We start from the raw sequence: 14,154 nt of genomic DNA, 5'->3' as shown, positions 1-14,154 counted from the left end.
GGAGGAATTATTCTGTTTAAGGTACCAAGAGGGGAAAGAACGCTTAGAAATCGAAAATCCTGTTGTGTACAAATTAATTCTTTAGGTTTTCACATTAAGTGCTATACTAGTTTATACAGGATTAAAATTAGGTTAAAATCAAGAATAACTAAAAAGGAGCGGATAAGCATGGCACAAGAAGAATTAAAAAATCGGGCAGATGTCCCAGAAGAATTAACATGGGACCTCACAGCCTTATACGAAACTCGAGAAGATTTTGATGCGGCTGTAGCCGAAATGAAAAGAAACGTTGAACAGTTCTGCAAAAATTATGAAGGCAAGTTAGGAAATGCAGCAACTATCATAGCGGCTTTGAAAGACTATGAAACCATTATGCAGACGATGACCTGGACGCATCATTATGCTTTTCTGCCGGAATCAGCGGATATTACCGATCCCGCTAATACTGAACTTTCTCGTCAAATGAACAATTTGATGGCAGAAATCAGTGCTCAGTTGTCTTTTTTTGATTCGGAACTGGTGAGCAGCGAAGCAAGCGTATTGGATCAAGTTGCACAAGAAGTACCGCAATTCGCCTCATATATTCGCCATACGAAAGAAAACAAACAAATCCAATTAGACCCGGCTGTGGAAAAAGCTTTGGCACAATTGGAACCTACGTTAGATGCAGCAGGAGCCATATATGAGCAAGCTCGTTTAGCGGATATGGATTTCGGAACGTTTACAGTAGCGGGAAAAGAGTACCCGCTGAGCTTTGTATTATATGAAGATTATTATATGTACCATTCAGACACAGCTATTCGCCGTGCTGCGTTTGACAAGTTTTCAGAAACGCTTAGCCACTACCAAAATGTAGTAGCAGAGGCTTATTATACACAAGTCCAAAAAGAAAAAACGATGGCTACGATGCGTGGGTTTGATTCAGTCTTTGATTACTTGCTGTATGACCAAGAAGTAGATCAAGACTTATACAACCGGCAAATCGATACGATCATGGAAGACTTGGCACCCGTGATGCAAAAATACATTACTCATGTTAAGGAAGTCAGTGGACTGGATAAAATGACTTACGCAGATTTAAAAATCGATTTAGATCCCGAGTATGCTGTTGAAGTAACGGTCGAACAATCTAAAGAAATCGTTGAGGATGCGTTAAGTACGTTAGGGCAAGATTATGTCGCTAAAGTAATGCAAGCTTATCCAGAACGTTGGGTTGATTTTGTGCAAAACAAAGGGAAGTCGACGGGCGGATTTTGTACAAGTCCTTATGGCAAACACCCGTATATCTTGATGTCTTGGTCTAACCAGTTGTCAGATGTTTATACGTTTATCCATGAAATCGGACATGCTGGACAAGGCTTATTAGCTGCAGAAAACAATTCTATTTTAGGTGAGAACCCATCTCTTTATTTAATTGAAGCTCCTTCAACCTTTAATGAATTGCTGCTGACAGATTCTTTAGCACGTAAAAGCGATCATCCGCGGATGGAGCGCTTTGCATTAACCAATATGCTGACAAACACTTATTTCCATAATTTTATTACGCATTTATTGGAAGCTGCTTATCAACGTGAAGTTTATAAATTGATCGATGCCGGCAAAGGTTTTGATGCAGCGAAATTAAGCGAGCTCAAACGAGCTGTTTTAGAGCAATTCTGGGGAGATGCAGTAGAAATCAATCCTGGTGCTGAATTGACTTGGATGCGCCAAATCCATTATTATATGGGACTGTATTCTTACACGTATTCTGCTGGATTAACGATTGCTACACAAGCATTCTTGCGTATAAAAGCAGAAGGACAGCCTGCTGTTGCAGAATGGCTGGAGTTTTTAGCAATGGGCGACCAATACAAACCAGCTGAAGCAGCCAAAAAGGCTGGCGTAGATATTACGACTGATAAACCTTTAAATGATACCATTCATTATTTAGATGAATCGGTCAACAAGATCATTGAGTTAAGTGGAGAGATCGAAGAATAAATGCTCTGAATAAGTTTTTACAGGATAAAAATAGTATCAAAAAGGGGACTGAGAATTTAATTCTCAGTCCCCTTTTTAATGGAATTAGCTTAAATCGATAGAAATAACTTCTGCATCTTTTGTTCCTTTAAGAGAAACGGTTTCTGGTTGGATTTGTAAAATGAGAATACTGGGATCATCTTTTCCATCAAAGATAAGGTTCATATACGGACTCCAAAGGTGCTCGATTAACGATTGGTCGTCTGTAAGAGACGTTTTTCCTTCAATCTCTACATATTGGTTGTGCAGTAAACCTGTGTCATAGCCCAGCAAAACAAATGTGTTAGGATTTTCCTTTAAATCCTCAACTTTTTCTGTGCGTTTATCTGTAAGGGTATAAAGGACAAAACCTTCGTTAAAAAAAGTCATGTAACGAGAAACAGGTTTGTTGTCAGAAATGGTGGACATCGTACCAATATTATTTTTGCTAATAATTTTTAATGCTTTTTCCCGTGCATCTGCCATTAGAATACCTCCGTTCTTCATTACCGCAATTATCGCATATGCTCCGTTTGCAATCAAAGAAAACGATTTCTGTTATTTTTAACAGCAGAGGTATTTTGGGAAGTAAAAGTTTAGTTAGGAATGAAAGCGTTCCATTTATGGTGGGAGGCTGAAAAATGTTATTATGAAGAAAATGCAAGTGCAAAAAAATAAAGGTGTTCTAAAAAATTACTTTGGAGGTTAAGGATATGAAGAAAAAATGGGCAGTTTTACTTTACAGTGCATTAAGTTTATCTTTGCTTGCAGCATGTTCTGATTCTGGCGGGAATGAGGCAAAGCAGTCAGCAGGCTCAGACGATTCAACGTTGACCGTTTGGGCGTGGGATAAAAACTTCAATATCCCGATTATGGAAATGGCCGGAGTGTATTATAAAAAGGACGGACATGAAGATTTTAAAGTAAATGTGGTGGAGATGTCTAATGAGGATACCAAGCAAAAAATGGTTTCTGGATTTACATCGGGTGTATCGGAAGGGGTACCAGATATCGTATTAATAGAAGACTATGATACACAAAGCTTTTTTATTAACTATGAAGATAAATTTGCTGAATTATCAAATGATATCGCTTTCGAAGAGTTTGCTCAGTATAAGGTCGATGCCGTAACGCATAATGACGGTGTTTATGCCATTCCATTCGATTCTGGCTCAGCAGGACTGTACTATAGGACCGATTATTTGGAAGAAGCCGGCTACTCGCCTGAAGATATGCAAGATTTGACTTGGTCTGAATTCGTTCAAATCGGCAAAGATGTAAAAGAAAAAACCGGCAAATGGTTCGTGGCTTTCATTCCTAACAGAGGGACGCATTATATGCAAATGGCCATGCAATCTGCTGGACTTTGGTATTTTGACGATCAGGGAAAAGTATTTTTCAAAGATAATCCTGTTATTAGAGAGATGGCCGTCATTCTTAAAGACATAGAAAAAAATCAATTGGCAAAACCAGTCGATTACTTTGCAGCAGAGGGTATTGGAGCGGTTACCAGCGGAGAAGTGGCAGCGGTTAATTCAGCCGTTTGGTATTCGGCAACCATTAAATCAGCAGAAGACCAAGCGGGCAAATGGGCATATACAAATATACCGAAACTGGAAACAGTAGAAAACGCTACTCATTTTTCAAATTTGGGAGGCTCTAGCTGGGCAGTTCTAGAAGATTCGCCTAATAAAGACCTCGCTATTGATTTCCTTAAAACGGAATTTGCTGGCAATGATGAGTTTTACCAAGAAATCCTTGTGGATAAAGGAGCAGTCGGAACTTACATTCCTTCTCAAACAGGGGAAGCCTACCAATACAAAGACCCGTATTTTAATGATGCGCAGATTTACAAAGACTTTTCTGAATGGTCAGCTGAAATTCCAGGAGTCGATTACGGTGTAAATACAAACGTAGCAGTAGATGCTTTAAGATCTGTTTTACAGGATTATTTCGATGACAAACTGACATTAGATGAAATGCTTGAACAAGCGGAAGAGTATTACAATATGCAAGTTGGAGAATAAATTTATTTGAACGAGCAGCGGCTGTTCTTTAGCTTAAAAGTCTGCTGCTTGTTTTTTTATTAATTAAGACAGTTTTCAAACTAAGAGAAAGGAGAACGGCTATGAAACCTAACAAATCCTCAGGACAGCGGGAAGTTTGGAAATTTATTGTGTTTGCGGTGATTTTCGGAAGTGTTTTCTTATTGTATCCAATTTTTTATTCCATTTATATCTCCTTTCATAATATGCAAGGAATCCAATCAGTTTTTACTGGATTTGATAACTATATCCGCATGTTTCACGATAAAGTTTTTGTTAAAGCCTTGATGAACAATTTTACGTACTTAATTTTTCAGGTGCCTATTATGTTGGTGTTAGGATTGCTGTTAGCTTTTATTTTAAATTCACCAAAATTGAAAGGGAAAAACTTTTTCATGTTGGCTCTTTTTCTGCCATGTGTGACGTCATTGGTTTCTTATGCAATATTATTCAAAATGATGTTCCAAGTCAGTGGAATCGTGAACAAGATGTTACTGACGATCGGGTTGATTCAAGATCCAATCAATTGGCTCAACAGTCCTTTTTGGGCGAAAGTAACGGTGATCATGGCATTGTGTTGGCGTTGGACTGGCTATAATATGATTTTTTACCTAGCTGGATTGCAAAATATTTCAACAGAAACGTTAGAGGCTGCTTCAATTGACGGTGCTAATGCCTTTCAAAAATTCTTCTTTGTTATTATTCCGCAACTTAAACCGGTCATTGTTTTTACTACGATTACCTCGACGATTGGAACCATTCAGTTGTTTGATGAAGTAGTCAACTTGACTGGCGGCGGGCCTTCCAATGAAACACTGACAGCTGCTCAGCTGATTTATAATCATTCGTTTGTCTACACATCCAATTTTGGTTACTCAGCAACGCTATCTTGGGCGCTGGTAGTGATCATCGCTATTCTATCGGTCATTCAATTAGCAGTCACTAATAAGGAATAGCCGTTTTCAGTCTAAGAGGAAAGGAGAACGTTATGAAATCAAAAATACTGACCCCTTTAAAATACTTGTTCCTGATCATCTGTTCGATTATTTCAATTTTCCCTTTCTATTGGATGGTGGCAGGCGCGACCAATACCTCCAATCAAATTGCTGAAGGTAAAATCACTTTGGGAAATCAATTTTTAGTTAATCTCAAAAGTTTGTTTGAGGGTTACAATATACCGTTGATCATGTGGAATTCGATTAAAGTTACGCTCATCACGGTAGTTTTAAGCTTGTTGGTAACGTCATTGGCAGCATTTGGTTTTGAAAAATTTAAAACGCGTAAAAGCGAAATAATTTATTCGATTTTTTTGCTGTTTATGATGATTCCTTTTGCTGCACTCGTGATCCCATTGTTTAAAATGATGGCTGGTTTTCATTTGGTCAATCAACATTTAGCTCTTATTTTGCCGTCTGTATCCAATCTTTTCTTGATTTTTTTCTTTCGGCAAAGCTTTAAATCCTTTCCAAATGAAATCATTGATTCAGGACGGATCGAAGGTGCAGGCAGCTATGGTATCTTTTTCAGGCTCGTGTTCCCCATGATGAAATCAACGTATGCCGCGGCAACGATCTATTCTTTTATGAATTCATGGAACAGTTATCTTTTGCCGTTGATCATCTTGCAGACGGAAGACAAATATACAATGACATTGTTGATCTCTGGACTTTCTTCCGCTTCTTATGTCGCCAATTACGGTGTTCAAATGGTAGCTATTGTGATAGCTACCATTCCAACTCTGATTTTATTTGTTGCGATGCAAAAGAGTTTTGTCGCAGGTATGACCGGTTCTATAAAGGCTTGATACGTTAATACAATAGTAAAGAAGGTGCTGACGAACGATAGGATCAGCACCTTTTTTTGCCCATAAAACAAAGCAAGAAAGTTCGATCAACTCTCTTGCTTTGTATTTAAAATGATAAGGTTAATACCTTTATTGTTGATTGCGATGTGCTGATAGAGTAGCCACGTTAGCGTTAACAGTGTTTTTGTCTAATGGATAAATAAAGAACAAACAAGCAGCAACAAGCAGTGATATGCTCCCAATAGCTGGTACGATACTCGCAACAGAGTAAAGCTTACCTAGAACAGTCGTATTTTGGACTGTAGCCGTAGAAGCATATCCAATAGCCGTTAAGGCAAATCCACCTAAACCACCAGCTAATGCTTGCTCAATTTTACGAGAGAAAGAATATACAGCATAAGCCGTACCGTCTTCACGTTCTCCGGTTTGGACTTCTTGGTAATCGATAACATCGGTAATGAAGGCCCAGATAATGATGTTAAAATAGTTCATTCCTAAGTTTCCTAAGAAAGCAAACGTAAGATAAAGGCTGTCATACTTGTATTTGTTAAATGAAAGAAAAGAATGGACTTTTTAGAAGATAGTAGTTGAAATAAAACTTTTTAATTGACACTCTAGCTCATCCAAGTATGCTTAAATGAACAAAGGCAATCGCTTTATTTTGACACTTACTCATTAACGTTTGCTTTAGTAAAAGCCGCATTTGCCCAGTGCTAATAGCCTGTTCAATTAAAAGGAAAGAGGGAACAACATGCAAAAGATCATCACTCATTTGTGGTTCGATAATGAAGCACAAGAAGCCGTTGATTTGTACACCAGTATTTTTGCAGATTCAAAAATTTTAACGACCGAGTATCTAAACGCTCCCGGCGAAGGAAATGAAGGAAGTGTCATGGCAATTGAATTTCAGTTAGCAGGACAAGAGTTCATCGCCATCAATGGAGGTCCTTATTTCACATTTACCCCAGCGATGTCACTGTATATTAACTGTGAGACCCAATTAGAAGTTGATACCATCTGGGATACTTTAGTATTAGAAGGCGAGCCGGGAGAATGCGGTTGGCTAACCGATAAATACGGTATTTCTTGGCAAGTTGTTCCTACTGTATTAAGAAAACTTTTAACAGATGCTGATCCGGTCAAACGGGATGCTGTTTCAACTGCTATGTTCAAAATGAAAAAACTAGAGATAACAGAATTACAAAAAGCTTATGATAATGCTTGATCACTCCTTGTTTTTCAAACAGCTGTAAAGAGGTCAAAATGAAGGGACCGGTTAAATGAAACGTTTTTTATCCACTGTAGTTATGCTTGCTTTAGCCATTGTGATTGGTTTTTGGCTGGGAAGCACGAATATTTTAGATGGAACAAAGATCGGCGATGCCCTTTCTTTTATAACTGAAAAGATTCCTGTCCCTCAAGATTGGAAGATTTCGCTTCCTGATGAATCAGAATCATCAATGCCCCAAGTGCCTAACAACAAAGCAGCAGAATCAAGTTCCTCAGTTCCAGCAACTATTGATGAAGAAGATGAAACATCTACTATTGATTATGTGGCAATAGAAGATCATATACTTGAGCTCTTAAATGATTTGCGCCAGGAAAAGAATTTAAATGCATTAAAACCAAATGAACAATTGAAAAAAGCGAGTCGCCAAAGAGCCAAAGAAACGAAAGAGTCATTTGCCCATACGCGTCCAGATGGAAGGGAAATGGCGACTATATTTGAAGAACCAGAATATGAATACGTTTATCAGTTAGTAGGCGAGAATATTGGTATGGCCACGTATTATTTAGACGAGGAGGGTATGGCTGAATTAATGTTTGATGGTTGGAAAAATAGTCCCGGACATTATGAAAATATGGTGCGTGAAAATTTTGAAGAGATCGGCATTGGGGTTTACTATGCTGGAGAAACACTCTATGCTGCTCAGCTTTTTGGCACACCAAGGTAATCCTTGATTAGTAAAAAGATAGTTGAACGTTAACGATTTACAAGAGGGTACTAAAAAAATCAGAACAAGTAGTTAAAAAAATAGACCTATTCCTTTTTTACAGGAAGCAATTTTTATTGGGTGTTGCATAAGGTCTCTTTTTTTTAATGTCTTTGACATTGGGTCCGCTTTACTGAATGATAGTTATTGGATTTAGCCGAATATGAAATGGTATTTAGTGATGGCCGGAACTATTGGGAATATGATGGAGATACGAAATATATAGCGGAAACGATTATGGCAGCAGACGCTATTATTATCGGTACCTCGACTTTCCAAGCTTCCATTCCAGCAACGTTAAAAAACATTTTTGATCTGTTGCCGGTCAGTTTCTAAGCTATATGAAAGCTCACATCGTATCAACTTATGTTTTATAGAAGAAAAAGTTTTTTACAGAAAAGAAAACATCAATCCAGGTATACTCTTTCGAATTGAGCGTTTAGTAGAAGACACGATCATGCTGGTTGATGCTTATGCGGCTATTCAACAACAGAAAGACGCGGAGTATGGATTTTAAAAATTGAGCTAAACCTTAGTGGTTTGCTTTTGAAAAAAGTATTTCCTCAGGGGAATGCTTTTTTATTTTGTTTTTTTAGTATAGAAATCGTTTTCTTTGTCGAATTCGAACATCACTTGTATACTTAACTTGTGGTTTAAATGACTCATTAGGAGGAATATAGGATGGGAAAATTTGTACAAGGAAGTTATTCAACTTTAGATGAAGCTGAGAGAGCGATTGATAAAGTTGTTGCTGAGGGCTATGCAAAAAAACTGATCACACTCGTGACCAACCATGAAACGGCTCGTTCCATTCCTGATTCATTAGGAGTAGGAATCAATACAGAGCATGCTAAGAAAGACAAAGAAGACGAGTCCTTTATGGAAAAAGTTAAAGATGCTTTTACGCCGGATGAAGATGAAGTGGACACAACAGATATGGGTTATCAGGCAGATGAAGAGGTTTTAGGCACGTACAAAGAAGATATCGAAAATGGCAAAATCATCGTTTTAGTTGATGACTTTGATGACGAAAAAGGCGCCGTTGATTTTGAAGGAGCTACGCCTAATGCAGCATCAGTTCCGCCGGTTTCCGATGATTTGGACCAAGGAAAAGAAAAAATCGATTTGAAAGCAGAGCGCTTGGATGTTGATACAAAAGAAGTTCAGACTGGTGAAGTAACCGTTGATAAAACTGTGACCGAAGAGATGAAAACAATAGAAGTTCCAGTCAAACATGAAGAAATCACTGTCGAAAGACACCCAGTAACAGATGGGGAAACTGTTGAAGGGTCATTGGACATGAAAGACGAAGAAATAACTATTCCTGTCAAAGAAGAACAAATTGAAGTAACAAAACGACCAGTGGTAACAGAAGAAGTAACGATCGGAAAAGATACAACAGAGGAAGTAAAACAGGTTTCTGAACAGGTTCGGAAAGAAGATCTGGACATTCACACGTCTGGAGACGTTGAAGTAAACGACGAAGACGAAAGCAAAAAGAACCTATAATTTAAAAAGAAGGTCGAGGGGAAGCACTCCCGCGGCCTTTTAGGTTGTTCTGGTAAAATGGTTTCAACACATTTTTTTTGATTAGTATGTAAACACTCATGCAAAGTTGACTCTTTCATAAAATCTTCGATTTCGGGAGTACTGATTGCCACGTGAGGACCTTTTTAGTATGATGAAAGAGAAGATAGAAGGAGTGTTTACGATGTATTTCACTGATTACCATCACCATACAGACAATTCATTTGATTCAATAGCTCAAATGTCGGCTGTCTGCGAACAAGCAATAATAAAAGGAATAGATGAGATTTGTTTTACAGAACATTTTTCTGTCAATTCCCTAGCACCCACTTATGGGCACATGGATTTTGAACGTTATTTTTCGCAACTGAAAGAAAACAGACAAAGGTATGCTGACAAATTGGTCATCAAAGCAGGAATCGAATTGTGCGAACCTCATTTGATGCAGAACGAATACAAAAAAGCTTTGGCCAACTTGCCGTTAGATTTTGTGATGGGTTCCGTTCACAATGTGAAAGAAGAAAAATTGAGCCGGTATATGTTGAATAAATCCCCACAAGAAATTTATCAAGGTTATTTTGATGAAGTGTATCAGTTGGTAACGCACGCAGATATTGACGTCTTAGCGCATTTGGATTTGATCAAACGCTATGCGACAGAAACTGCAGGAGCGTATGATTTCTCTGACTACCAAATGATATTGGAAAAGATTTTGCTTAAAGCCATTGAAAGAGGAATTGGAATCGAAATCAACACTTCTGGGTTAGCGAATAGTAAAATCAAAGAAACCCTTCCTTCAATGGAAGTATTGAAACTGTATCGTTCGTTAGGAGGCAAAATTTTGACTGTCGGATCGGATTCTCATCGAGCGGAAACGGTTGGGTATGGAATAGAAATAGCGTTGAGGATGGCGAAAGAAGCTGGATTCAACTCCATTTACACGTTTGAAAAGCGAGTTCCGACTGCTGTGGAAATTGATCTGTAGTACCTTTTGTAAAGATAAAATGACTCCAAAAAGAAGCCATTTTAAGTTAAAGGCTTCTTTTTGTTTCAGCAATTGTATTTTTAAAAAGTTCTTGAAATTTTTTGCGATCATCGTTTGTGAACGGTTTAGGACCTTTTGTCCGTTTGCCGCTTTTTCTGACCATCGCACTTAAATAACGAGATTGTAAGAGTTGGTCGATCGTCTCGTTGGTGTATCTGAACCCCATATGATGAAGGACGATACAGCCTTTTCCTAGGGCTAATGAAGCCAAACCATAATCTTGAGTGATGAGCAGATCTCCTTTTTTTACAAGCCGCATGATGCGGTAGTCAGCTGCTTCAGCTCCGGTGTCCACATAAACCGTTTCAACTCCAGCCGGTTGCTGGACAGTTGAAAAATGAGAAATACTGGTTACCAGAACCACAGGAATTTGATTAGCTGTAGCTTCTGAAATAATAATGTCTTTTACCGGACAAGCATCTGCGTCCACATAAACTTTCATATCTTCCCCTGCTTTCATTATTTCTTACTTCGTTTGATCAATTACCGCTCATTCTATTCTACAAGAAAACAAAAGAAGTTTCTTGAGAAAATAGTCTTTGGTATTTTTTTGTTTCCTGGATAAATTCGGCATATTAGTTTGGTCTCTGGAAACACTATTGTATGATGGAGCTATACAAGAAAAGGAGATGGAGCAAATGGGAAAGACAATGCATACATTTACGATTTCTACTCATGAGAAACAATCGTTCACAACACTTGATCAGTACTTGCAAGAAGCTTTGGACAAAAGCGGTGTAAAAGAGGGCGTGATGGTTGTTTATTGTCCTCATACGACTGCAGCCATTACCATTAATGAGAATGCAGATCCAGATGTAAAAAAAGATTTGAAAGTAGGATTGGATGATACTTTTCCGAATAAACCTGCGTACGTTCATGCCGAAGGAAATTCAGACGGGCATATGAAATCATCCGTAGTGGGGGCGAGCGAAACGTTGATCATCGCAGATGGACAACTCATATTAGGCACTTGGCAAAGCGTTTATTTTGCGGAATTTGACGGGCCTAGGACACGAACGTTTATTGTGAAGATCTTGGCAGGTTAAATTCTAATCAATTGGCTTCCAGATTAAATGTTTTTAAAGAAGGGGTTGCCTATGAATAATGTGATCGACTATTTAAAAGAAGTGCTTAAGGCTACAGGCAAAGGGTTGAAAGGGTATTTGAAAGCGGAATGTAAATTGTCGGTACTGACGTTTGTTGTTTTGTGTAGTGGTTTTTTGCTGATTGGCATTGAGCACTGGGGAATCAAAGCGTTCGGGATAGCAATCGTCGATATCATCCCAGTATTGGGCAGCGGGATAATCATGGTGGCATGGGCGGTCATTCGCTTTATTATGGGAGATACGACCATCGCTTGGCAACTTGGGTTGGTATATATTGTTGCGAGCATTATTCGACAAATAGCAGAACCGTTTGTGACCGGTAAAGAAATTGGCGTACGACCGCTCTACACTTTAATATCCACTGTGATTTGTGTCTTGCTTTTTGGCCCGCTCGGCGCGCTGGCAGGAGCTCTGGTAGCTGTGATCATTAAAGCGATCTTTGAAGTGAAGTTCATTCGGCGGCTTTAATTGGAAAAAGAAAAGACCGCTGTCGCCAAGGATACGTTCTTCTTGGCGACAGCAGTCTTTTTTTGTTTGTATAATGGTAGTAAAGGGAAAAATTAAGCTTCTTTTTCTCCAATAACTTCAGGGTCGCTTGCCTCAGCTGGTTCAGCAGGCTCTTCCATTACAGTTGGCGGTGCTACAATAGCCACTGTTTCGTCTTGTTCATTAAAGACAGTAATTTCTTTATCAACAGACAAGTCTGCTACTGTTAAAGAGTCCCCAATGGTTAAAGCACTAACATCAGCGGTAAATTCAGTTGGAATATTAGCCGGTGTTGTTTCAATTTCTAGTTCATTTAAGGTTTGTGAAACTAAACCTTCTTTGACGCCTTCAGCACCTGATAAAATGATCGGAACTGTCACTGTCAGTTTTTGGTCTTTTGTAATAGCTTGAAGCTCTACATCCAAAATTTGATATTTTAAAGCAGCGCTTTGGAAATCTTTAATGATAACTTGTTTTGATTTTCCCTCTGCAGTTACGATATCAAAAATCCCGTTTTTACCTAATTCTTTTAAAACCTTGTCAAAATCTTTGCTGTCTAACAAGACAGGAGTAGTTTCGGATCCTTTATTATAAACAACTGCCGGGATTTTATTTTCCCGTCTGTAACGATTAGCTGAAGAAGTCCCAACTTCAGTTCTCAATTCTGCATTTATTTTCATCCTTTATTCTCCTTCCGTTTAGCCCAATTTATTAAAAGTCTTCACCCGTTCTAAAAAAAGAACCGATGGAATGGTTAGGCTTAAACTCGTGTTCGCTATTCATTATACCAAATAAAGCACAAACTAGCTATTATAACGGTTTCAAATCTGGAAACAGCTGCGTAACAACGTTTTCAGCTCTTCTCAAGTACCATAGAAATTCCGATTCCGCCGCCTACACATAATGAAGCTAATCCTAAATGAGCTTGTTTTTTTTGCATTTCGTGGAGCAAACTGACTAAAATTCTGGCTCCGGAAGCGCCTATCGGATGGCCTAAAGCGATCGCTCCGCCATTCACGTTGACTTTGTCGCTATGAAGCTTTAAATCTCTAGCTACGGCTACACTTTGAGCAGCAAAAGCTTCATTTAATTCAATTAAGTCAATATCATCCAAAGACAAGTTTGTTTTTTTCAAAACCGTTTCAATGGCCTGATAGGGAGCATATCCCATGATCGAAGGGTCAATGCCGATTTCAGCATATCCGCGTATGGTGGCTAAATAAGGCACACCTAATTGTTCAGCACGGGTTTTTTTCATCAAGACAAGTGCTGCTGCTCCATCGTTTATACCCGAAGAATTTCCGGCAGTAACGGTTCCGTTTTCGGCAAAAGCAGGGTTAAGAGCAGTTAAACTTTCTAAACTAGTATTCTTTCGAACAAATTCGTCTTCACTGAATAAAAGCGGTTTGCCTTTTGAATCTTTAACCGCAACTGGGACGATTTCTTCCGTGAATCGCCCATTCTCCTGTGCAGCTGCAGCTTTCATTTGCGAGCGTAACGCGAATGCATCTTGTTCGGCTCTTGAAATGCCGTATTGTTCCGCTACTTTTTCAGCGGTCAGACCCATAGGCAGATGATTGAACGCATCCGATAAACCATCATGCATAGCGCTGTCGATCATCCGGTCATCGCCAGCTTTTTTTCCCCACCGATGATGATTTAAAAGATAAGGAGCTTGTGACATGTTTTCTGTTCCGCCTGCTACGATCACATCAGCGTCTCCTAATTGAATGGCTTGACTGGCAAGAATGACGGATTTTAACCCTGAACCGCAAACTTCATTAATGGTCATCGCTGGGGATGCATAAGGAACACCGGCATGGACAGCTATTTGACGTGCTGGGTTTTGTCCTAGTCCAGCTTGTAAGACATTTCCAAAAATAACCTGATTTACTACTTCTGGTGAAATAGCTGCCCGATCAATGGCTTGTTTCGCGACGAGAGTACCTAATTCAACAGCGGTTGTGTTTTTTAAGCTTCCGCCAAATTTTCCAATGGGTGTTCTTGCGGCACTAACAATGACAACTTCTTCCATTTTCTTCTTCTCCTTAATGTTGCAATATGCTTTCGTTTTTATGAAGGTACTCGCCATCCCAAAAGACGAAATGAGTGAGTGCTTCTTTCTGTCTATTGTACGATACTTGCGTCT

The 14,154-nt window shown here is 39.0% G+C and carries 15 protein-coding genes and 1 pseudogene; 11 read left to right on the top strand and 5 right to left on the bottom strand.

Translation table 11 applies throughout. From position 1 onward, the window contains the following. Positions 1-168: 168 nt before the first annotated feature. Complete coding sequence (gene pepF / locus JHE06_RS10245; RefSeq protein WP_058919257.1) at positions 169-1,980, top strand: oligoendopeptidase F; 1,812 nt, start codon at positions 169-171, stop codon at positions 1,978-1,980. 84 nt (positions 1,981-2,064) lie between these two features. Here the strand turns inward: pepF and JHE06_RS10240 are convergent, their stop codons facing one another. Continuing rightward, positions 2,065-2,484, bottom strand: coding sequence for a pyridoxamine 5'-phosphate oxidase family protein (locus tag JHE06_RS10240; protein ID WP_201088692.1), 420 nt, complete (start codon positions 2,482-2,484; stop codon positions 2,065-2,067). Positions 2,485-2,711: 227 nt separating this feature from the next. Between JHE06_RS10240 and JHE06_RS10235 the strand changes: the two genes are divergently transcribed. The 3 genes from JHE06_RS10235 to JHE06_RS10225 all read left to right on the top strand — a co-directional run bounded on the left by JHE06_RS10235 (position 2,712) and on the right by JHE06_RS10225 (position 5,847). After that, positions 2,712-4,025, top strand: coding sequence for an ABC transporter substrate-binding protein (locus tag JHE06_RS10235; RefSeq protein ID WP_236253505.1), 1,314 nt, complete (start codon positions 2,712-2,714; stop codon positions 4,023-4,025). A gap of 101 nt (positions 4,026-4,126) precedes the next feature. Then, positions 4,127-4,999, top strand: a complete 873-nt coding sequence (locus JHE06_RS10230) for a carbohydrate ABC transporter permease (protein ID WP_201088691.1) — start codon at positions 4,127-4,129, stop codon at positions 4,997-4,999. Between the two features lie 32 nt (positions 5,000-5,031). Further along, positions 5,032-5,847, top strand: a complete 816-nt coding sequence (locus JHE06_RS10225; protein ID WP_058919253.1) for a carbohydrate ABC transporter permease — start codon at positions 5,032-5,034, stop codon at positions 5,845-5,847. A gap of 129 nt (positions 5,848-5,976) precedes the next feature. Here JHE06_RS10225 and JHE06_RS10220 read toward each other — a convergent pair. Then, positions 5,977-6,363 (bottom strand): annotated as a pseudogene (locus JHE06_RS10220) (MFS transporter); the annotation flags it as partial. A gap of 235 nt (positions 6,364-6,598) precedes the next feature. Here JHE06_RS10220 and JHE06_RS10215 point away from each other — a divergent pair. The 5 genes from JHE06_RS10215 to JHE06_RS10195 all read left to right on the top strand — a co-directional run bounded on the left by JHE06_RS10215 (position 6,599) and on the right by JHE06_RS10195 (position 10,353). After that, a complete protein-coding gene (locus JHE06_RS10215; protein WP_201088689.1) occupies positions 6,599-7,072 on the top strand; it encodes a VOC family protein in 474 nt (157 codons plus the stop codon). 55 nt (positions 7,073-7,127) lie between these two features. After that, positions 7,128-7,802 carry a CAP domain-containing protein gene (locus JHE06_RS10210; protein WP_201088688.1) on the top strand — a complete coding sequence of 225 codons (675 nt, stop codon included), beginning with the start codon at positions 7,128-7,130 and terminating at the stop codon, positions 7,800-7,802. Positions 7,803-7,988: 186 nt separating this feature from the next. Then, positions 7,989-8,177 (top strand): NADPH-dependent FMN reductase, encoded by a 189-nt coding sequence (locus JHE06_RS12220; protein ID WP_236253504.1) that lies wholly within the window; start codon positions 7,989-7,991, stop codon positions 8,175-8,177. A gap of 345 nt (positions 8,178-8,522) precedes the next feature. Continuing rightward, entirely contained in the window at positions 8,523-9,350 is an 828-nt protein-coding gene (locus tag JHE06_RS10200) for a YsnF/AvaK domain-containing protein (RefSeq protein ID WP_236253503.1), read from the top strand. Between the two features lie 169 nt (positions 9,351-9,519). Continuing rightward, a complete protein-coding gene (locus JHE06_RS10195) occupies positions 9,520-10,353 on the top strand; it encodes a histidinol-phosphatase HisJ family protein (RefSeq protein WP_236253502.1) in 834 nt (277 codons plus the stop codon). A 46-nt stretch (positions 10,354-10,399) separates the two neighbouring features. Here JHE06_RS10195 and JHE06_RS10190 read toward each other — a convergent pair whose 3' ends face one another. Then, entirely contained in the window at positions 10,400-10,855 is a 456-nt protein-coding gene (locus JHE06_RS10190; protein ID WP_201088687.1) for a YaiI/YqxD family protein, read from the bottom strand. Positions 10,856-11,051: 196 nt separating this feature from the next. On the opposite strand from JHE06_RS10190, the gene JHE06_RS10185 reads away from it, so the two are divergent. Beyond that, positions 11,052-11,459, top strand: a complete 408-nt coding sequence (locus JHE06_RS10185) for a secondary thiamine-phosphate synthase enzyme YjbQ (protein ID WP_201088686.1) — start codon at positions 11,052-11,054, stop codon at positions 11,457-11,459. A 51-nt stretch (positions 11,460-11,510) separates the two neighbouring features. Beyond that, positions 11,511-11,987, top strand: a complete 477-nt coding sequence (locus JHE06_RS10180; RefSeq protein ID WP_236253501.1) for an AI-2E family transporter — start codon at positions 11,511-11,513, stop codon at positions 11,985-11,987. 92 nt (positions 11,988-12,079) lie between these two features. Here JHE06_RS10180 and JHE06_RS10175 read toward each other — a convergent pair whose 3' ends face one another. Continuing rightward, a complete protein-coding gene (locus tag JHE06_RS10175) occupies positions 12,080-12,685 on the bottom strand; it encodes a 50S ribosomal protein L25 (RefSeq protein WP_201088684.1) in 606 nt (201 codons plus the stop codon). 173 nt (positions 12,686-12,858) lie between these two features. After that, positions 12,859-14,040 carry an acetyl-CoA C-acetyltransferase gene (locus JHE06_RS10170; protein WP_201088683.1) on the bottom strand — a complete coding sequence of 394 codons (1,182 nt, stop codon included), beginning with the start codon at positions 14,038-14,040 and terminating at the stop codon, positions 12,859-12,861. Positions 14,041-14,154 lie beyond the last annotated feature (114 nt).

It is taken from the genome of Carnobacterium sp. CS13, assembly GCF_016653495.1.
Classification (GTDB): Bacteria; Bacillota; Bacilli; order Lactobacillales; family Carnobacteriaceae; genus Carnobacterium_A; species Carnobacterium_A antarcticum.
Note: the sequence above shows the minus strand (reverse complement) of the source record. Positions and strands in the feature narration are given on the sequence as shown.